This window comes from Bradyrhizobium liaoningense, from assembly GCF_018130955.1.
Taxonomy (GTDB): Bacteria; Pseudomonadota; Alphaproteobacteria; order Rhizobiales; family Xanthobacteraceae; genus Bradyrhizobium; species Bradyrhizobium liaoningense_C.
Genome location: NZ_JAFCJM010000071.1, coordinates 13277 through 32500, shown reverse-complemented (window position 1 = coordinate 32500; position 19224 = coordinate 13277). Strand labels below are relative to the sequence as shown.

General features: G+C 63.2%; 14 protein-coding genes, 1 rRNA gene and 1 riboswitch. Of the genes, 6 read left to right on the top strand and 9 right to left on the bottom strand.

Annotated elements, in window-relative coordinates:
• Nucleotides 1-141: 141 nt before the first annotated feature.
• A 16S ribosomal RNA gene (locus JQ632_RS33765) occupies nt 142-1630 on the bottom strand.
• Between the two features lie 1065 nt (nt 1631-2695).
• On the opposite strand from JQ632_RS33765, the gene JQ632_RS33760 reads away from it, so the two are divergent.
• The 3 genes from JQ632_RS33760 (at nt 2696) to JQ632_RS33750 (ending at nt 6900) form a co-directional block, all read left to right on the top strand.
• Complete coding sequence (locus JQ632_RS33760) at nt 2696-4762, top strand: M23 family metallopeptidase (protein ID WP_212407015.1); 2067 nt, start codon at nt 2696-2698, stop codon at nt 4760-4762.
• Between the two features lie 166 nt (nt 4763-4928).
• Nucleotides 4929-6548 (top strand): SMP-30/gluconolactonase/LRE family protein, encoded by a 1620-nt coding sequence (locus JQ632_RS33755; protein WP_212407012.1) that lies wholly within the window; start codon nt 4929-4931, stop codon nt 6546-6548.
• 88 nt (nt 6549-6636) lie between these two features.
• Entirely contained in the window at nt 6637-6900 is a 264-nt protein-coding gene (locus JQ632_RS33750) for a hypothetical protein (protein ID WP_212407010.1), read from the top strand.
• 75 nt (nt 6901-6975) lie between these two features.
• Here the strand turns inward: JQ632_RS33750 and clpB are convergent, their stop codons facing one another.
• A complete protein-coding gene (clpB, locus tag JQ632_RS33745) occupies nt 6976-9615 on the bottom strand; it encodes an ATP-dependent chaperone ClpB (RefSeq protein WP_212407008.1) in 2640 nt (879 codons plus the stop codon).
• A 248-nt stretch (nt 9616-9863) separates the two neighbouring features.
• On the opposite strand from clpB, the gene JQ632_RS33740 reads away from it, so the two are divergent.
• Nucleotides 9864-10652 carry an MOSC domain-containing protein gene (locus JQ632_RS33740; protein ID WP_212407006.1) on the top strand — a complete coding sequence of 263 codons (789 nt, stop codon included), beginning with the start codon at nt 9864-9866 and terminating at the stop codon, nt 10650-10652.
• 155 nt (nt 10653-10807) lie between these two features.
• On the opposite strand, the gene JQ632_RS33735 is transcribed toward JQ632_RS33740, so the two are convergent.
• The gene (locus JQ632_RS33735) at nt 10808-11467 is read right to left on the bottom strand and encodes a TIGR02594 family protein (RefSeq protein WP_212407004.1); all 660 of its coding nucleotides are present in this window, start codon (nt 11465-11467) and stop codon (nt 10808-10810) included.
• Nucleotides 11468-11702: 235 nt separating this feature from the next.
• Between JQ632_RS33735 and JQ632_RS33730 the strand changes: the two genes are divergently transcribed.
• Entirely contained in the window at nt 11703-12566 is an 864-nt protein-coding gene (locus tag JQ632_RS33730) for an alpha/beta fold hydrolase (RefSeq protein ID WP_212407003.1), read from the top strand.
• Nucleotides 12567-12704: 138 nt separating this feature from the next.
• On the opposite strand, the gene mddA is transcribed toward JQ632_RS33730, so the two are convergent.
• The 3 genes from mddA to JQ632_RS33715 form a co-directional block, all read right to left on the bottom strand.
• Nucleotides 12705-13478: a methanethiol S-methyltransferase gene (mddA, locus tag JQ632_RS33725; RefSeq protein ID WP_212407001.1), complete on the bottom strand. Its 774-nt coding sequence runs from the start codon at nt 13476-13478 to the stop codon at nt 12705-12707.
• Between the two features lie 78 nt (nt 13479-13556).
• Nucleotides 13557-13934, bottom strand: coding sequence for a hypothetical protein (locus tag JQ632_RS33720; RefSeq protein ID WP_212406999.1), 378 nt, complete (start codon nt 13932-13934; stop codon nt 13557-13559).
• Between the two features lie 54 nt (nt 13935-13988).
• Nucleotides 13989-14294, bottom strand: coding sequence for a nickel-binding protein (locus JQ632_RS33715; RefSeq protein WP_212406997.1), 306 nt, complete (start codon nt 14292-14294; stop codon nt 13989-13991).
• Nucleotides 14295-14462: 168 nt separating this feature from the next.
• On the opposite strand from JQ632_RS33715, the gene JQ632_RS33710 reads away from it, so the two are divergent.
• Entirely contained in the window at nt 14463-16247 is a 1785-nt protein-coding gene (locus JQ632_RS33710; protein ID WP_212406995.1) for a winged helix-turn-helix domain-containing protein, read from the top strand.
• Nucleotides 16248-16274: 27 nt separating this feature from the next.
• On the opposite strand, the gene JQ632_RS33705 is transcribed toward JQ632_RS33710, so the two are convergent.
• The 3 genes from JQ632_RS33705 to JQ632_RS33695 form a co-directional block, all read right to left on the bottom strand.
• Nucleotides 16275-16931, bottom strand: a complete 657-nt coding sequence (locus JQ632_RS33705) for a phosphoribosylanthranilate isomerase (protein WP_212406993.1) — start codon at nt 16929-16931, stop codon at nt 16275-16277.
• A gap of 81 nt (nt 16932-17012) precedes the next feature.
• Nucleotides 17013-17678, bottom strand: coding sequence for a methionine biosynthesis protein MetW (gene metW, locus JQ632_RS33700; protein ID WP_212406991.1), 666 nt, complete (start codon nt 17676-17678; stop codon nt 17013-17015).
• A 1-nt stretch (nt 17679) separates the two neighbouring features.
• Nucleotides 17680-18951, bottom strand: a complete 1272-nt coding sequence (locus tag JQ632_RS33695; protein ID WP_212406989.1) for a homoserine O-acetyltransferase — start codon at nt 18949-18951, stop codon at nt 17680-17682.
• Nucleotides 18952-19040: 89 nt separating this feature from the next.
• Nucleotides 19041-19120: riboswitch (SAM riboswitch) on the bottom strand.
• Nucleotides 19121-19224 lie beyond the last annotated feature (104 nt).

Sequence of the window (19224 nt, the reverse complement as noted above, 5' to 3'; positions counted from 1 at the left end):
CGCGTGTTCGTCCGCGAAGAAAGAGAAACGAAGACGGCGAAATCCCGCCAATGGAGCTCAACGATCTGGCGATCTGTTGGCCCCTGATGTTTCTAAAACGGTCCGATAGTGAGCGTGAGCTCTCTGAAGGACCATCCTTAGAAAGGAGGTGATCCAGCCGCAGGTTCCCCTACGGCTACCTTGTTACGACTTCACCCCAGTCGCTGACCCTACCGTGGCCGGCTGCCTCCCTTGCGGGTTAGCGCACCGTCTTCAGGTAAAACCAACTCCCATGGTGTGACGGGCGGTGTGTACAAGGCCCGGGAACGTATTCACCGTGGCGTGCTGATCCACGATTACTAGCGATTCCAACTTCATGGGCTCGAGTTGCAGAGCCCAATCCGAACTGAGACGGCTTTTTGAGATTTGCGAAGGGTCGCCCCTTAGCATCCCATTGTCACCGCCATTGTAGCACGTGTGTAGCCCAGCCCGTAAGGGCCATGAGGACTTGACGTCATCCCCACCTTCCTCGCGGCTTATCACCGGCAGTCTCCTTAGAGTGCTCAACTAAATGGTAGCAACTAAGGACGGGGGTTGCGCTCGTTGCGGGACTTAACCCAACATCTCACGACACGAGCTGACGACAGCCATGCAGCACCTGTGTTCCGGGCTCCGAAGAGAGGGTCACATCTCTGCGACCGGTCCCGGACATGTCAAGGGCTGGTAAGGTTCTGCGCGTTGCGTCGAATTAAACCACATGCTCCACCGCTTGTGCGGGCCCCCGTCAATTCCTTTGAGTTTTAATCTTGCGACCGTACTCCCCAGGCGGAATGCTTAAAGCGTTAGCTGCGCCACTAGTGAGTAAACCCACTAACGGCTGGCATTCATCGTTTACGGCGTGGACTACCAGGGTATCTAATCCTGTTTGCTCCCCACGCTTTCGTGCCTCAGCGTCAGTATCGGGCCAGTGAGCCGCCTTCGCCACTGGTGTTCTTGCGAATATCTACGAATTTCACCTCTACACTCGCAGTTCCACTCACCTCTCCCGAACTCAAGATCTTCAGTATCAAAGGCAGTTCTGGAGTTGAGCTCCAGGATTTCACCCCTGACTTAAAGACCCGCCTACGCACCCTTTACGCCCAGTGATTCCGAGCAACGCTAGCCCCCTTCGTATTACCGCGGCTGCTGGCACGAAGTTAGCCGGGGCTTATTCTTGCGGTACCGTCATTATCTTCCCGCACAAAAGAGCTTTACAACCCTAGGGCCTTCATCACTCACGCGGCATGGCTGGATCAGGGTTGCCCCCATTGTCCAATATTCCCCACTGCTGCCTCCCGTAGGAGTTTGGGCCGTGTCTCAGTCCCAATGTGGCTGATCATCCTCTCAGACCAGCTACTGATCGTCGCCTTGGTAGGCCATTACCCTACCAACTAGCTAATCAGACGCGGGCCGATCTTTCGGCGATAAATCTTTCCCCGTAAGGGCTTATCCGGTATTAGCACAAGTTTCCCTGTGTTGTTCCGAACCAAAAGGTACGTTCCCACGCGTTACTCACCCGTCTGCCGCTGACGTATTGCTACGCCCGCTCGACTTGCATGTGTTAAGCCTGCCGCCAGCGTTCGCTCTGAGCCAGGATCAAACTCTCAAGTTGGACTTGAACTTTGAACCGGCTGATCACAACGTTTGACGAGGTCCCACCATTTTTCGTCGACCGAAATCAACGAGCTGCCCGCGATTCACATCGCTGGCAACGATGGTGTAACCTTTGAAACGTGTACCGCCGAAGTCTTTCGTCCGGTCTCGATCACAAAAGCCGAAGCTTCCGATCAGCGAGACCCGCAAGGACTCCGCCGTCCACGTTTCTCTTTCTTCATCTTCACTTGTCAAACAGCCCGGGGCCTTGGAGGCCCCAACCTTCCTGGGAGGAAGGGTTCCGACACCCTTACCGACGATGAATGACTCAACCGATTTGAGTCGGTTGGTGTGTCACTCAACAAGGTGAGGAGCATCAGTGGCGCGTTCGCTCGCCTTGGTCAGTGACCCGGCGGCGCCGCGCTCAGTGGTCGGGTTATAGGCCCGCCCCCTCGGCGTTGTCAACGGCCATTGTCAACAAATCGTCGCACGCCCCGAGAGCTGCTGCACTGCGGAAAAACTCCGGTGATTTCCGTAGCTTATGCGAGGACGGGGCTGTGCATTTCTCGGCAGATCGGCGGAGGCGGTGAAAAAATTTTCAAAATCTTTGCGGTTCCGGACGAGGGTTTTGGCGTTCCAGGAGCCTGCCAGGATCACCGCCGAGATCCTGACCCGGATCGCTGCCAAGTTCGCTGCCAAGATCGCTGCCAGCCCCCGTCCAGATACCGCCGGACGGTGAAACTTTTTCCGGCTCAGGCGCCGTACTAGAGCCACAATCCCGCGGCGTTCTGGTATGACACAGAACTTGAATCGCTGGATGCCAGTGGGGGCCGCCAGCGATTTTGAGCGATCAGGGGGAGGCGATCGACCGATGACCACATCGCCTTCTACACACCGTCGAGAGACATCGAGAGACCTTCATCCGCTTAGCTGTTCGTGATCTCGGCCGGGCCCTAGTCACGGCCCTCTGACTCCCGAGCGTCTGCGCGGCTTGCCTTTTTCCGGCGATCCCCCTTGAAGAGGGCGACGGCGGCAAGGCGCGAACGAGGTCTCTGCCGCATGTCGCTGATTTGGGGGACTTGGGTTGAGCCACAGGACGTCACGCGGGGGTTACGGCCGTGAGACCGGGATCATCGATCTCGGGCACGAGCCGCCGCTTTCCGTCGATGGTTCTGAAGCCGCCGTGATCGACCGCCGTCGCGTGTCGGTGCAATGGTTCAGCGGCACGATTCTGACCGGACTCTGCGGCGCAGCCCTCATCGGCGGCGCCGTTTTCGCTTCTCTCGACGGCGAAATGACGTTTGCCAAGGTGCCCGAGCGCGTCGAAGGCGCGCTGCGCGGCGCGTTCGGTGCCGGCGACCGCGCCGCCACGCTCCACAAGAGCGACCGCCTGCCGCCGCCCAGCGAAGCCAATGCCTCGCGCAACGTTGTGCGCGTCTCCACCGTCGCCCGCGTCGGCAACCGCGACGTGATGAGGGTCCGCCCCTTCATCCGCATCGCCGGCAATCTGTCGATGACGACGAGCGACCTCTCGGCAAAGATCCCGCCCTTCAACGCCCAGCGCCTGCTGACCGACGTCGGCACCGCGCCGCAGGCCGCCACCGACGATCCCAACAACCCCGAGGCCGTCGAGCCCGACGCCGAGGTCTCCTTCGTCACCAAGGACCTGACGCCGGTCCTGCCCAAGGCAAAAATCTCCGCCATCGTGGCGCTCGACGACATCCTGATGCGGGTGCGCGATGCCGCCAACTGGCGCGGCAATGGCGCCGGCGTCCGTTACGCCTCGCTTGCCAATGCGACCGCCGACGTCTCCGGCGCGACCGGCTCGTCCGACATGAAGATGGCCTATGCCACGGAATCGTCGACACCCGACCCGTATGCCGGCTTCGAGACGCGCGTGGTGCCGGAAAATGTCACGCTGCTGCCGAAGACCAAGGGCCAGATCACCGGCGGCAATCCGAATGGCGAGCGCGTGCACGTCGTGAAGAAGGGCGACACGGTCGCCTCCGTGCTGCGCGAGCTCGGCGCCACGCCGGAAGAGATCAAGGCAATCGCCGCCACCCTCGGCCCCCGCGGCCGCGACGGCGGCCTGAAGGACGGCGAGAAGCTGCGCATCCTGATGGCCCCGGCCACGCCCGGCGCCAGGCTCCAGCCGTTCCGCGTCGTCGTCGCCAACGAAACCATGGTCGAGGCGATCGCGGCGCTGTCGGATCTCGGCAAATATGTCGCCGTTGACGTATCCAGCATGAATACCACGACTGACACGGCCGCGAACAACGCCAACGACGACGATGACGACGACGACGGCACCGGCGTGCGGCTCTACCAGAGCATTTACGAGACCGCGATGCGCAACAAGGTGCCGATGCCGGTCATCGACGACATGATCAAGATCTACTCCTACGACGTTGACTTCCAGCGCAAGGTGCAGCCGGGCGATTCCTTCGACGTCTTCTACGCCGGTGAAGACGAGGGCGTGACCGCGACGGAAAAGAACGACGTGCTGTTCGCCTCGCTCACCGTCGGCGGCGAGACCAAGAAATACTACCGCTTCCAGAGCCCCGACGACGGCGTCGTCGACTACTATGACGAGACCGGCAAGAGCGCGAAGAAATTCCTGGTCCGCAAGCCCGTCAACAACGCGATCATGCGCTCCGGTTTCGGCGGCCGCCGCCACCCGATCCTCGGCTATGTGAAGATGCACACCGGCGTCGACTGGGCGACCTCCTACGGCACGCCGATCTTCGCATCGGGCAACGGCGTGATCGAGAAGGCCGGGCCTGAAGGCGGCTACGGCAAGTACATCCGCATCAAGCATTCCAACGGCTACGAGACCGCCTATGGTCACATGTCGGCCTTCGCGAAGGGCATGGAGATCGGCAAGAAGGTGCGTCAGGGCCAGGTGATCGGCTTCGTCGGCTCGAGCGGCCTGTCGACCGGCCCGCACGTGCACTACGAAATCCTCGTCAACGGCCGCTTCGTCGATCCGATGCGCGTAAAACTGCCGCGCGGCCGCTCGCTGGAAGGCACCATGCTGGCCGGCTTCGAGAAGGAGCGCGACCGGCTGGAAGGGATGATGAGCAACCGCGGCGGCGGCATCGCCCGCATCTCGGATGCGACCGGCGGACCGCTGCAAGTCAGCAATCGATAGGTCGGCCCTCCAGGTCGGCAACGCGCCGACATCGAGCAGACATCTGCATAAACATCGCCTGAAAGCGCGCGGTGAAGCGGCGGCACTTCCCGTCGGCACAACGTCAAGTTTCGTTTGCCAAACCCGCATGAGCGGCGAATACTTCCCAAAAAAGGGAGGTCACGTCATGAAGAACAAGCTCGCCTGCGCAGCCGTCGTTGCTGCGATCTTCTCCACCACGAGCGCATTGGCCGAGAGCTGGCAGGTGACCCCGCTCGTCCCCGGCTCTGCATTCCACGGCGTGCACGGGCTCGCAGTCGACAAGTCGGGCCATCTGTTTGCCGGCAGCGTTGCCGGCGCTGCGCTCTACGAGGTGGACGTGGCGGGCGGCACCGCCAAGATTGCGATCCCCTCTCCCGTCGGCATGGCCGACGACATCGCCTTCGCGCCCGACGGCACCATGGCCTGGACCGGCTTCCTCTCCGGCGATCTCTATTCGCGCAAGGGCGACGGCCCGATCAAGAAGCTCGCATCCGGCCTGCCCGGCATCAACTCGCTCGCCTTCCGCAAGGACGGCAGGCTCTACGCCACGACCGTCTTCCTCGGCGACACGCTGTATGAGATCGACGTCGAGGGCGTGAAGCCGCCGCGCCAGATCATGGAGAAGATGGGCGGCCTCAACGGTTTCGAGTTCGGTCCCGACGACAAGCTCTATGGTCCCTTGTGGTTCAAGGGACAGGTCGCCAAAGTCGACGTCGACAAGGCCGAGCTGACGGTGGTCGCCGACGGCTTCAAGGTCCCGGCCGCCGTCAACTTCGATTCCAAGGGCAATCTCTTTGTGGTCGACACCGCGCTCGGCCAGCTCGTGCGGGTCGATCCCAAATCCGGCGCCAAGACCGTGGTCGCGCAACTCAAGGCGTCGCTGGACAACCTCGCGATCGACGACAAGGACCGCATCTTCGTCTCCAACATGGCCGACAATGGCATCCAGGAGGTCGATCCAGCGACCGGGCAGGCCAAGCAGCTCATCATCGGCAAGCTCGCTTTGCCTGGCGGCATCGGCGTCACCTCGGACAACGGCAAGGATACGATTCACGTCGCCGACGTGTTCGCCTATCGCACCGTCGACGGCGCGAGCGGCGAGGTGAGCGAGAAGGCGCGCATGCATGCCGCCGGCGCCACGCTCGAATATCCGATGAGCGCCACCGCAAAGGGCAACGACGTGGTGCTGTCGAGCTGGTTCACCGGCACCGTGCAGGTGATCGACGGCAAGACCGGCGCGACGCGTGAGATGCTGCACGACTTCAAGGCGCCGCATGACGCGATCGTGCTGGAGGACGGCAGCCTGCTGGTGGCCGAGCTCGGCACCAAATCGCTGGTCCGCGTCAGCGGCGAGCACGTCAAAGACCGCACGCCCCTGATCGGCAACCTCGAAGGCCCGGTCGGGCTGGTGGGCGGCACGAGCGGCGAGGTCTATGTCACCGAAGCTTTTGCGGGGCTGGTGTCCCGGGTCGACAAGAACGGCGAAAAGACCGTGATTGCGAAGGATCTGAAGATGCCCGAGGGCATAGCCCGCACCGGCAACGGCACGCTGATCGTGGCCGAAGTCGGCGCCAAGCGGCTGATCGAGATCGCGCCTGACGACGGCAAGGTGACCGAGATCGCGGCCAATCTACCGATCGGCCTGCAGGGCGCGCCCGGCGGCCTGCCGACCCACATTCCGACTGGCGTGGCCGTCGGCGCCACCGGCGTCATCTACTTCACCTCCGACCTCGAGAACGCGATTTACAAGGTGGCGAAGAGGTAGCGTTCCGCGGGAGCGGAACCTCGCTGCGGGAACCTGCTCGCGGCTTCCCAGTTAAGTTCCGGGAAGCCGACCAGCAGGAGGATCACCCATGAGGCGCCTCTCCCGCGAAGATGTCATCAAGACCGTGGATCGAGCCGACGACGTCACCATTGCCCAGATCATCGGAACCGGCGCAACCGTCGATGAGCTCGCGGAAGCGCAGGCCTGGCTCGCCAATGACGAGCCCATGATCAACGATCTGCGGCCGCTGGCCCATGGCCGCGTCCGCGAGCTCGTGGACATCCTCTCCGAGATCGACGAGGCCAGTGACGAGGACGGTCCGGCCCCGGGCCCTGCGCCGACAGAAAACTAGCTGATGCACGAAACAATTCGCCCCGGAGCAGCAAAGCCGCTCCGGGGCATTGTCGTTCGCGTTGGACGCAAAGCGTCAGTTCAGCTTGCGCTTCGGAACCGGCGCCTCGAACTGGGCAATTTCGGCCGTCTGCGGCGCCTTGCCGTTGAAGGTCAGCACGTTACCCTCGGACGAGATCGCAACGCTGTCGCCGTCCTTGACGTCGCCGGCCAGGATCATCTCGGCGAGCGGATCCTGCAGATAGCGCTGGATCACCCGCTTCAACGGACGCGCGCCATAGGCCGGGTCCCAGCCCTTGGCAGCCAACCAGTCGCGGCCAGCAGCATCCAGCGCGAGAGCGATCTTGCGATCGGTGAGCAGCCTCTGCAGCCGCGCGAACTGGATCTCGACGATCCGGCCCATCTCGCTCTTCTGCAAGCGGTGGAACAGGATGATCTCGTCGACGCGGTTGAGGAATTCGGGGCGGAAATGCGTCCGCACCATGCCCATCACCTGCTCGCGCACGGCGGACGTATCCTCGCCCTCCGGCTGGTTCACCAAAAACTCCGAGCCGAGGTTCGAGGTCATGATGATCAGCGTGTTGCGGAAGTCGACGGTGCGGCCCTGGCCGTCGGTGAGGCGGCCGTCGTCGAGCACCTGCAACAGCACGTTGAAGACGTCAGGGTGCGCCTTCTCGATCTCGTCGAATAGCACGACCTGGTAGGGCCGGCGCCGCACGGCTTCCGTGAGCGCGCCGCCCTCGTCATAACCGACATAGCCCGGAGGCGCACCGATCAGCCGCGAGACCGAGTGCTTCTCCATGTATTCGGACATGTCGAGGCGGACCATCGCGGTCTCGTCGTTGAACAGGTACTCCGCGAGCGCCTTGGTCAGCTCGGTCTTGCCGACGCCGGTGGGGCCTAAGAACATGAACGAACCCATCGGCCGGTTCGGATCCTGCAGGCCCGCGCGCGAGCGGCGCACGGCGGTTGCGACCGCACGCACGGCCTCAGCCTGGCCGACGACACGCTTGCCGAGTTGCTCCTCCATCTTGAGGAGCTTTTCCTTCTCGCCCTCGAGCATCTTGTCGACGGGCACACCGGTCCAGCGCGAGACCACCTGCGCGATGTGGTTGGCCGTGACAGCCTCCTCCATCATCTCGCCGGCGTTCTCCTTGGCCTCGATCTCGCCAAGCTTCCTCTCGAGCTCCGGGATCTTGCCATAGGCAAGCTCGCCGGCGCGCTGGAATTCGCCGCGCCGCTGCGCGTTGGCGAGCTCCACGCGAAGTGCGTCGAGCTCGGCCTTGAGCTTCTGGGCGTTGGAGAGCTTGTTCTTCTCCGCGCTCCAGCGCGCGGTCAGCCCCGCCGATTTTTCCTCGAGGTCGGCAAGCTCCTTCTCCAGCGCCTGCAGCCGCGTCTTGGAGCCGAGATCGCTCTCCTTCTTCAGCGCCTCCTGCTCGATCTTGAGCCGGATGATTTCGCGGTCGAGCGAGTCGAGCTCTTCCGGCTTGGAATCGACCTGCATCTTCAGCCGCGCCGCCGCCTCGTCCATGAGGTCGATGGCCTTGTCCGGCAGGAAGCGGTCGGTGATGTAGCGGTTCGACAGGGTTGCGGACGCAACAAGCGCGGAATCGGTGATCCGCACGCCGTGGTGCTGCTCATACTTGTCCTTCAACCCGCGCAGGATCGAGATGGTGTCCTCGACCGAGGGCTCGCTGACGAAGATCGGCTGGAAGCGCCGCGCCAAGGCGGCGTCCTTCTCGACATGCTTCTGGTACTCGTCGAGCGTGGTCGCGCCGATGCAGTGCAGCTCGCCGCGCGCCAGCGCCGGCTTCAAGAGATTGGACGCGTCCATCGCGCCGTCGGCCTTGCCGGCGCCGATCAGCGTGTGCATCTCGTCGATGAACAGGATGAAGGTGCCCTCGCTCGCGGTGACCTCCTGGAGCACGGCCTTCAGCCGCTCCTCGAACTCGCCGCGGTATTTTGCACCCGCAATCAGCGCGCCCAGATCGAGCGACAACAGCTTCTTGTCCTTCAGGCTCTCGGGCACGTCGCCATTGACGATGCGCAGCGCGAGGCCTTCCGCAATGGCGGTCTTGCCGACGCCGGGTTCGCCGATCAGCACGGGATTGTTCTTGGTGCGGCGTGACAGCACTTGAATGGTGCGGCGGATCTCCTCGTCGCGGCCGATGACCGGGTCGAGCTTGCCGTCGCGCGCGGCCTGGGTCAGGTCGCGGGCATATTTTTTCAGCGCATCATAGGCGTTCTCGGCCGTGGCACTGTCGGCGGTGCGGCCCTTGCGCAGGGATTCGATCGCCGCGTTGAGGTTTTGCGCGGTGACGCCGCCCTTGTTCAGGATGGTGCCGGCCTCGCTGGATTTCTCCAGCGTCAGCCCGAGCAGCAGGCGCTCGACGGTGACAAAGCTGTCGCCAGCCTTTTCGCCGGCCTTCTCAGACGCGTCGAAGGCGCGCGCGAGCTCGGGCGCGAGATAGATCTGCCCGGCACCGCCGCCGCTGACCTTGGGCACCTTGTTCAGGGCCTCTTCGGTCGCTTTCAGAATTGCACGGGAATTGCCGCCGGCGCGGTCGATCAGACCCGCGGCGAGCCCCTCATTGTCGTCCAGCAGCACCTTCAACAGGTGCAGGGTGGAAAACTGCTGGTGCCCCTCGCGCATCGCCAGCGACTGCGCGGACTGGATAAAGCCCCTGGAGCGTTCGGTGTATTTTTCGATGTTCATTTCTGGTTGTCCCTCGGCCTGCCCCCAGGGCCCCTCAGGCACCCCGGACGGCATCTTCATTGGGTTTCCGCTAGCCGCATTGACGTTTCTCAAGCAGCAGCGGTCGTCGCCGACCGGCGTTGCGCCGGCCTGAGGCAGATGTGGGAAGCGTGCCCGCGGATCGGAAGAGGTGCCTTCACAATTTCGTGCACGGACCGGCCTCACGCCTGGTCGTTGGCGGATACCGGCAGAATCCCTTAAGAAACGGCATGACTTCAAGCCCCACTGCCGAGATCGCCGGCCTCTACCGCTACCCGGTTAAGGGCCTTTCGCCAGAGCCCCTGCCCCGCGTCGCCTTGAGGGTCGGCCAGACCCTCCCGGCCGACCGCCGCTACGCCATCGAGAACGGCCCGAGCGGGTTCGATCCCGAGGCGCCGCAATGGATGCCAAAAACCCAGTTCTTGATGCTGATGCGGAACGAGCGGCTCGCAAGCCTGCAGAGCCGGTTCGAGGACGCCACCAATCTGCTGACGATCCGGAAGGACGGCCAGGTGGTCGCCACCGGCGACCTCGAGACCCCGGCGGGGCGCGCGGCGATCGAGCGCTATTTTGCCGCGAATTTTCAGCCCGAGCTGAAGGGACCGCCAAAACTGCTGTCAGGCCGCGACCACAGCTTTTCGGACGTCGCCCGCAAGGTCGTCTCCATCATCAACCTCGGCAGCGTGCGCGCGATCGAGAGCATGCTCGGCGGTGTCGCCGTCCATCCGCTTCGCTTCCGCGCCAATCTCTACGTCCAGGGCTGGCCGGCCTGGCACGAGCTTGACCTCGTCGGCCAGACGCTTGCGATCGGCAAGGCGCGGCTGAAAATCGTCAAGCGCATCGTCCGCTGCGCCGCCGTCAACGTCGACCCCGAGACCGCGCAGCGCGACCTCGAGATTCCACCCACACTCTCGCGCCGCCTCGGCCACATGGACTGCGGCATCTATGGCGAGGTGATTGAAGGCGGCGACATCGGTGTCGGCGATCAGGTCGCGGTGGAAGAGCCGACGCTGGTGTGAGCTTCGTCGATCTTCGGTAGGGTGGGTTAGCCCTGCGGCTGCGCGATGCGCAGTCCGCTGGGCGTAACCCACCTCTTTAGTGGTGACAGAAGTGGTGGGTTACGCTAGCGGAACGCGCTTCGCGCGGCCGCCAGCTAACCCACCCTACTGCTCCCTCAATTCGGCATCACATACGCATAGATCCGGCCGCGCGAGACCGGCGCCTCGCGGACGCGGTTGCCGTTGTTGCCGGAGATCATGATCGGATTGCCCTGCGCGTCGACGCCGGTGATGATGCCGACATGGCCGCCCCGGCGGCCGCGCGACATGACCGCGATCGCGCCGACCTGCGGACCCGAAACGCGCGTTCCGTAGCTCGCAAACGAGTTCGCCATGTCGGAGCCGGTGCCCTGATGTCCGGTGTGCTGTAGCACCATGTTCATGAAGCGCGCGCACCACAGGCTGCCGCGCCCCGTGGGATTGCCGCCGAGATAGCGGCGCGCCTCGGAGACGAGGTTCGATCCGCCGCCGTAGCCGCCGACAACACCCGCACCCATGTTGCCCGCATTGGCATTGGGCTCGAAGCTGGCCTGCGTGTTGGCAAAGCCGCTCGCCTGCAATTGCGCCGCGCTGCGCTCGAAGCGCGAGCTGCGTGAGACGTGCCGGTAGTGCCTGGTGTGATGAGAGTGCCTGGCGTGGTGCACGTAAGCATGCCGCTCTGCGCTATGGCGATGGGACCGTGCTGACGCTGGAGAAACCGAAGCGGCGATTGCCGCGGAGAAAAGAGCCAGCGCGATGACAACACGCGGCAGGCGAAACGCAAACAACTCAAACATTCTTCATCCTTCGTTACACCCCCAAATCCCGTCGGCCCGTGCGGTGGCCGACATCCGCTCGGCCGTAAAGACTGCGGATGTGGCGAGAAAAAGACACGATGCGGCAGTGCGAAATTCACCTCCGGGGAATTGTTGCGATGATTTTGTGTCGCCTCTGGTCTGAAGCTGCCGCATTGCTGCCCACAGCATTAACTGCGATCCTGCCCGGCACGGCTTTACGAGAGGGAAATGGTTAATGCCCCACGCCACGACCAGAGATGACGTCCGCATCTACTTTGAAGAAGCGGGACAGGGGACGCCCGTCATTTTCCTGCACGAGTTCGCGGCCGACTACACCAATTGGGAGCCGCAGATGCGCTACTTTTCGCGCGGCCACCGCTGCATCACCTATTCCGCGCGCGGCTATACGCCGTCGGATGTGCCGTCGGGCGACGTCTACTCCTACAAGCACTTCTACACCGATGCGCTCGCCGTGCTCGATCATCTCGGAATCGCGCGCGCGCATCTCGTCGGGCTCTCGATGGGCGCCTATTCGGCGCTCCAGATCGGCCTGAACGCACCAGAGCGCGCGCTGTCGATGACGCTCGCCGGCGTCGGCTCCGGCTCGGAGATCGAGAACCTCGATACCTGGCGCAAGCAGTGCCGCGCCAATGCCGAGCAGTTCGAGACGCTGGGCGCCGCGGAGGTCGCAAGAGTCACGCGCGAAGCGCCGAGCCGGATTCCGTTCCTGGTCAAGGACCCGCGCGGCCATGCCGATTTCTACGCCGCACTGGCGCGGCACGACTCCAAGGGCTCTGCGAACACCATGCGCGGGTTTCAGGGCGGCCGCCCTTCAATCTACACGATGATCGACGCGATCAGAAAAGTGCCGACACCGGCGCTGATCATCTGTGGCGACGAGGACGATCCATGCGTGCAGCCGAGCCTGTTCTTGAAGAAGCACCTGCCGGCGGCAGGGCTCGCGATGTTTCCAAAATCCGGCCACGTGCTCAATCTCGAAGAGCCCGCACTGTTCAACGAAAGCGTCGAGCGTTTCGTCACGCTGGTCGAAGCCGGGCGATGGCCGGTGCGCGATCCGCGGTCGGTGCAGTTTCACTAACTGTCATTCCGGGATGCGCCGACAGGCGCAGGCCCGGAATCCATAGACCCACCAACGCTGAGGCGCGATGGATTCCGGGCTCGCGCTACGCGCGCCCCGGAATGACAGTCGCGTAGCCCGGATGGAGCGGAAGCCCGGTCAGAACAGGCTCGGGATCAGCATGGCCACCTTCTGCCTGTAGAGCCGGTACTGGTCACCGAACATCGCCACCAGATCGCGCTCTTCGAGCCAGATGCCGACGAAGATGTAGGCCGTCGTCACGACCGCAAACAGCAGATGGCCGAGCGTCATGATCGGCGCAGACCAGAATGCGACGATGAAGCCGAGATAGATGGGGTGCCGGATCAGGCGGTACAGGCCGGGCGTCTTGAACTTCATCGGTTCGGCGATCCGGCCGACGAAGTGCGTGACAACCTGGGTCAATCCGAACAGCTCGAAATGGCTGATCAGGAACGTGCTGTAGAGCACGATGAGCCAGCCGATGAAGCTGCCGGCAATCGCGGCATAGGCGAGAACAGGCGTCTCGATGTTCCAGACGACAGTGGTGATCGGCTGCCACTGCCAGAACAGCAGGATCAGCGTCAGGCTCGCCAGCAGTACATAGGTGCTGCGTTCGAGCGCAGGCGAGGCCAAGCGCGTGAATAGCTTCTTGAAGCCCTGCCGCGCCATCCCGCTGTGCTGGACGGCAAACAGCGACATCAGCGCGAGATTGACGGCGAAGGCCTGGAGGATCGAACCCGTCGCGCCGCTGTCGATCGTCTTCGGCACGACGAGCTGCGAAATGAAGCCGACGGCGTAAAGGAATGTGCCGAAGAAAACGAGATAGGCGAGCACGCCGTAGGCCAGCACGAGACCTCTTGCGGCGACCGAGGTTTGGGCCTGGACCGACCCGTTTTGCATGGTGATGGACATGTCCGGTTTCTCCTGATGTGCGGGTGGTGTGGACGGCCGCGGGCGACGGCTGATGCTCGCCCGCGACCTGCAGTCGCGTTAAACGAAGGTGCGCCTGGTGCAGACTTTCTTCACGTTGCAAGCGCTGCCGAGGCAATCCACGGGCTTGCGCTTGCCCGCGCCTTCCCGAACGGTGCCGCCGCCACGATGATCGTGGACGAACTTCGCCGCGGCGGGCGAAAGCACCCCGGCTATGATCAAGCCGAACAGCACGGCCAAGACGCTCATGCGATGAAACGAGGGACCGGCCTTCTCCCGCTCGCCAAGCCTCGTGCGCATGAATTGCGTGGCGGCCCGCTCGCAGTTGGCGAGCATGTTGGCGACGGACCGATTGATGAACCGGCGCACGCGCAGGAGGACGGCGGTGAGATATCTGTGCGATGGGCTCAGCGCGGGCGCCTGGATATGCATGGACATGACATTTCCTTCAAAAGGTTCGCGTGTGTTGAAGGCGGCGCCCGCGCCAAAAGACTATTCGGCGGCCGCCGCTTTCTGTGCGGGATCGCTGCGTACGACGACGGTCGTGGCGACCTTGTAGAATTCCTCGCCGGGCATGCCGACGCGCCGCGCATGCTCGCGGATGGACTCGCCGTCGCGCGCCTCGTAGATGCAGAAGGTGCCGATGCGGCCGTCGGCCTCATGGACCACATAGCTGCGGATCCAGCGGACGCGATCGGACATCTGCTCGTTGCCGATCCGGGCCGACTTGGCACCGGCCGCTTCCAGCTCGCTCAGATTTGCCCAGGCACTCGGGCGACGAATGACGTAGAGTTCCATCAGATAGCTCCTCATGGGTCGGGACTGTTGAGAACCATCCGGCCACGAGCGGCCGAAGGCATGAGAAGCTATAGGTGCAGGCGGCGCTGACCGTCCTTACCGCGGCCTGATCATTCGCTGATCCTTCATCCTGGCTGAACCTTTTCCCGCCCGCCCTGACACAACGATATGATCCTCAGGTTTGGACCCTTCGAGCTCGACGAGGCGAGCCGCGCCCTGATGTGCGCGCGGAAGGAAGTCTCTTTGCAGCCGCGCGTGTTCGACCTGCTGGTGTATCTGGCGCACAACCGCGATCGGGTCGTCACCAAGGACGAGTTGCTCGACGCCGTCTGGGCTCATGTGACCGTTACCGACAATTCGCTGCAGCGCGCCGTAAGCATGCTTCGCAACGTGCTGCGCAATGGCGGCATGGACAGTGCCATCCGGAATGTGCCGGGCAGGGGGTATCGGTTCTGCATCGACGCCGTAACGGAGCCGCAAGCCCGCGAGATGACGGATGAAACGCCTGATGTGCTTATACATGCGCAACGCGCTGCCACCGCGCAGGCGTGGGACGAGGCTGCAGTTCTATTCGCGAAGGCCGATGCCGCCATTGTTCTCGACGGCGAAGACCTGCATCAATGGGCCCTCGCCCTTCAGTGCACCGGCAAGACCGATGCCGCCATGCCCCTTCTGGCGCGTGCGGTCGCTGCGCACACCAAGGTCGGCAATTTGCCGCCGGCTGTCGTCGACGCGGTCGCGTTGTCGGGCCTGTATTTCGAGCGCGGCCAGGCCGCGATCGCCAAGGGCTGGCTGGCGCGCGCCGAGGATTGGGCCGCCGAGATCGAAGAACCGGCGACGAACGCGCTGATCCTCTGGATGAAGTCCAAGGTGGCGGCCTTCGACGGCGAGCCGGAGCTCGCACTGTCGCTTGCGGATGAGGCCTACAGCACGGTCCGGCACAAGAATGCCGTCAGCATCGAGGCGCTGAGCCTCGTTTACCGCGGCTTCTACCGGCTGTGCCTCGGCGATACGAGCGCAGGACTGGCCGACCAGGACCACGCCGCAACCCTCGCGCTCTCCAGCAACCAGCTCGATCCGGTCATGGGAGGCATCCTCTACTGCAACATCCTGTGGGCGTCGCGGATGTTCGGAGACTGGGCACGCGCCGACCAGTGGACGCTCGGCTATCAAAAGTTCTGCTCGGAAAGCGGCATGGAGCTGACGGGCTCGTGCCAACTCCATCGTTCGGAAGTCCTCGGCGTCAGGGGCTCGCTCGGCGAAGCCTTGTCGCGCATTCAGGATTCGCTCGCACGCCTCAACAGCGACGCGCCCTGGTCGATCGGCGATGCCAACCGTGTGCTGGGCGATATTCAATCCGCCATCGGCAATGATGATGCCGCGCTCGAAGCCTATGACAAGGCTTACTCGCTGGGCTGGTGCCCCGAGCCCGGCCGCGCGATGCTGTTGCTTGAACGCGGTGAAGCGGAGGCCGCCTATGCCAGCCTCGAACGCAGCCTGATCGGAAAAACCTGGTGGACGCTGCAGCGGCGGGGAATCCTGTTCGCGCATCTGGCGCTCGTGGCCGCGCATACCGGCCGGCACGCGCAGGCGCTGGAATTGATCGACGAACTCTCGGGGAGTGCCGACCGGTGGCCGATGCCATCGATCCGGGCGCTGACCAACGAAGCGCAATCGGTGCTCGCACACACCAGAGGCGATTACGACGCGGCGCTGCGTCACCTGCATCTGGCCCGGCAGCTCTGGTCGAGCATCGAGGGTCGCGTGCAGGTCGTGAGGCTGAGGCTGCGGATCGCAAAGCTCCAGCTGGAACGCGATGACATCAGGGGCGCATCGGCGGAGCTTCACGCCGCCCAACTCATTACGCGCGACCTGGGCTCTCACAAGCTCCAGGCCAACTGCACGGCGCTGCAGCGCGAGATCGCCATACGGCAGTCCGGACGCGCCGCCTAGAGCATGATCCGGAAAGTGTGCTGCGACCTAACCACTCGTCGCAGCGCGATAGAAGGCTTCCACCTTTCCCAAGTCTTTTGAGTGACTGCCCTCTTGATCGGTTCTTGTTTTCGAATCAACACCGGCAGGTCGCACCGATCGAATAGCTTCTTTGACATTGTCTGGTCCGAGGCCACCAGCAAGTATCACTGGGGTACGAACGCTCTCGACTATCCTTCGACTGACGCTCCAATCATGCGTGACGCCCTGCGCGCCGATTTGCACATCGCCTGCGCGATGACTGTCAAGCAGGATCCAGTCTACGACTCCATCATATGCCTGCGCCACGCCGACTGCCTCAGGCCCTGTGACAGGTACGCTGCGCATGAATTTGCTCCTTGGCAGCGACCTTCGCAGCTCCACGACATGATCAGGCGTAAGCAACTCGCTTGATGCGCCAAGATGGACGATGGGTGGATCAAGCTCCCCTGCCATCCGTTCGATGAGAGCGACATCCGCTGAGAGGAACAGGGCGGAAAGTATTGACGGTGCCCGGATCATCTTCATAACGGCTGACGCCTTCTGAACCGGAAGCTCCCGAGGGAAGGTACCGTCGCCGACGAGCACGCCGACATGATCCACGCCGATTGCCGAAATCGCCTCAGCTTCCGCGGGTGTCGCAACTTCGTAGATTTGCGTCAGCATCTTCTTACGTCCACTGCCGGCAAACCAGTTGAATAGAGAGGATGGGCTGGGTGACGTATCGCCCCATCACGACCGTGATGACTACTTCTTCCCGCCCCTGCTCAACAGGAACACGCCCTGCTCGCCGAACATGTTCCAGACCCACCAGGGCAGGTTCAGCGGCACCGGACGGCCGTAGAGATCGAGTGCGACGGAGCGCTCCATCTTGACATTGATCTCGTCGCAGAGCTCGACGAAATCCTTGATGGTGCAGAAATGGATGTTCGCGGTGTCGTACCAGGTCGCCGGCAGATTCTCCGTGCGCGGCATGTGGCCGCCGATCAGGAGCTGGAGGCGCATCTTCCAGAAGCCGAAATTCGGGAACGACACGATCGCGCGACGGCCGATGCGCAGCAGATTCTCCAGCACCACGCGCGGCTGGCGCGTCGCCTGCAGCGTCTGCGACAGGATCACATAGTCGAAGGCGTCGTCGGGATAGTTGACGAGGTCGGTGTCGGCATCACCCTGCACCACCGCGAGCCCCTTGGCGACGCAGCGGTTGACGCCCTCGCGCGACAATTCGATGCCGCGGCCGTCGATGCCACGGCTTTCCAATAGCTGAAGCAATTCGCCATCGCCGCAGCCGACGTCGAGCACGCGCGAACCGCGCTCGACCATGCTCGCGACCAGCAGATGATCGGTGCGATCGCTGCCGGTGCGGTCGGGCACGATGCCCGGCAATGGCAGGGTCTGGTCCTGAAGCGCCATGTCAGCCACTCACTTTCGTTGACACGTTTTCTTCACGTGAACCGCTATCCACTTCGCTTGAAAACGCTTTGCCTTTGAGCCCGCGCGCCTTGCCGGCCGATTCCAGGAAAGCGCGGGAAATGTCGAAGAATTCGGGCACGTCGAGCAGGAAGGCGTCGTGGCCGCGATCGGTCTCGATCTCGGCGAACGACACCCGCGCGCTCGATGCGTTCAGCGCGTGCACCAGCGCGCGCGATTCCGAGGTCGGGAACAGCCAGTCCGAGGTGAACGACACCACGCAGAACCGCGTCTTGATGCCGGCAAAAGCCTTTGCCAGCACGCCGCCATGGTCGGCGGCGATGTCGAAATAATCCATCGCCCGCGTCAGATAGAGATAGGAGTTGGCATCGAACCGCTCGACGAAGGACGAACCCTGATAGCGCAGATAGCTCTCGACCTGGAAATCGGCGTCGAACGAAAAGGTCGGCAGCTCGCGATCCTGCATGCGCCGCCCGAACTTGCGATGCAGCGCGGCGTCCGAGAGGTAGGTGATGTGTCCGGCCATCCGCGCCACCGCGAGCCCGCGATGCGGCTGGGTGCTGCGTTCGAAATAGCGCCCATGATGCCAGTCCGGATCGGCCATCACGGCCTGCCGGCCGAGCTCGTGAAACGCAATGTTTTGCGCGGAGTGGCGCGTGGCGCAGGCAACCGGCATCGCCGAAAACACGCGTTGCGGATAGGCGGCCGTCCATTGCAGCACCTGCATGCCGCCCATCGAGCCGCCGATCACGCACAGCAGCGTGTCGATGCCGAGACGATCGAGCAGCATGGCCTGCGCGCGGACCATGTCGGGGATGGTGATAACAGGAAAATCCAGGCCCCAGAGCTTGCCGGTGGCCGGATTGGTCGAGGCCGGACCGGTCGATCCCATGCAACCGCCGATCACGTTCGAACAGATGATGAAGTATTTGTCGGTATCGAGCGGACGGCCCGGGCCGATCATGATCTCCCACCAGCCGGCCTTGCCGGTCAGGGGGTGCACGTTGAAGACATGCTGGTCGCCGGTCAGCGCATGGCAGACAAGAATCGCGTTGGAGCGATCGGCATTGAGCTCGCCATAGGTCTGGTAGGCAATCTGGAACGGGGTGAGATCGACGCCGCAATCGAGCCGCAAGGGCTGGTCGGCGCCGAACTGCGCGAGCAGCGAGTGCGGATGATCCGCCTCGTGCGACCGCTCATCGGCACTGATCCCGGGACTGGGTACCGGGCTCGTTATCGACGCGATGTCAACCATCTCTGACCACCGACCTCGTTTGCGCCGTCAGGCACCGCGGAAATCAGGCCATAAAAAAACCGGCCTGAACGATAGGTTCGGGCCGGGATCGGAATACGTCCCCGGCCTGTTTAGCGAGTTTTTTAACGTGGCTGCAAGCCGGCCGGCTCAAATGACCACGGAACAGGCAAAAGGTAGTGGCTTGGGCTGATTTCGTCAAGCCAAGCCCGAATTAACCAAGGCGAGCCCTGCAAGGTCAGGCTAAATTGGCCGTCGTTTCTCTTTGCTTTCGGC

Coding starts and splice junctions, on each gene's coding strand:
- JQ632_RS33715 (WP_212406997.1), bottom strand. CDS start 14,294: ATGGAACTCTACGTCATTCGTCGCCCGAGTGCCTGGGCAAATCTGAGC.
- JQ632_RS33735 (WP_212407004.1), bottom strand. CDS start 11,467: ATGTTTGAGTTGTTTGCGTTTCGCCTGCCGCGTGTTGTCATCGCGCTG.
- clpB (WP_212407008.1), bottom strand. CDS start 9,615: ATGAACATCGAAAAATACACCGAACGCTCCAGGGGCTTTATCCAGTCC.
- JQ632_RS33720 (WP_212406999.1), bottom strand. CDS start 13,934: ATGTCCATGCATATCCAGGCGCCCGCGCTGAGCCCATCGCACAGATAT.
- JQ632_RS33740 (WP_212407006.1), top strand. CDS start 9,864: ATGACTTCAAGCCCCACTGCCGAGATCGCCGGCCTCTACCGCTACCCG.
- JQ632_RS33750 (WP_212407010.1), top strand. CDS start 6,637: ATGAGGCGCCTCTCCCGCGAAGATGTCATCAAGACCGTGGATCGAGCC.
- metW (WP_212406991.1), bottom strand. CDS start 17,678: ATGGCGCTTCAGGACCAGACCCTGCCATTGCCGGGCATCGTGCCCGAC.
- JQ632_RS33710 (WP_212406995.1), top strand. CDS start 14,463: ATGATCCTCAGGTTTGGACCCTTCGAGCTCGACGAGGCGAGCCGCGCC.
- mddA (WP_212407001.1), bottom strand. CDS start 13,478: ATGTCCATCACCATGCAAAACGGGTCGGTCCAGGCCCAAACCTCGGTC.
- JQ632_RS33695 (WP_212406989.1), bottom strand. CDS start 18,951: ATGGTTGACATCGCGTCGATAACGAGCCCGGTACCCAGTCCCGGGATC.
- JQ632_RS33730 (WP_212407003.1), top strand. CDS start 11,703: ATGCCCCACGCCACGACCAGAGATGACGTCCGCATCTACTTTGAAGAA.
- JQ632_RS33755 (WP_212407012.1), top strand. CDS start 4,929: ATGAAGAACAAGCTCGCCTGCGCAGCCGTCGTTGCTGCGATCTTCTCC.
- JQ632_RS33705 (WP_212406993.1), bottom strand. CDS start 16,931: ATGCTGACGCAAATCTACGAAGTTGCGACACCCGCGGAAGCTGAGGCG.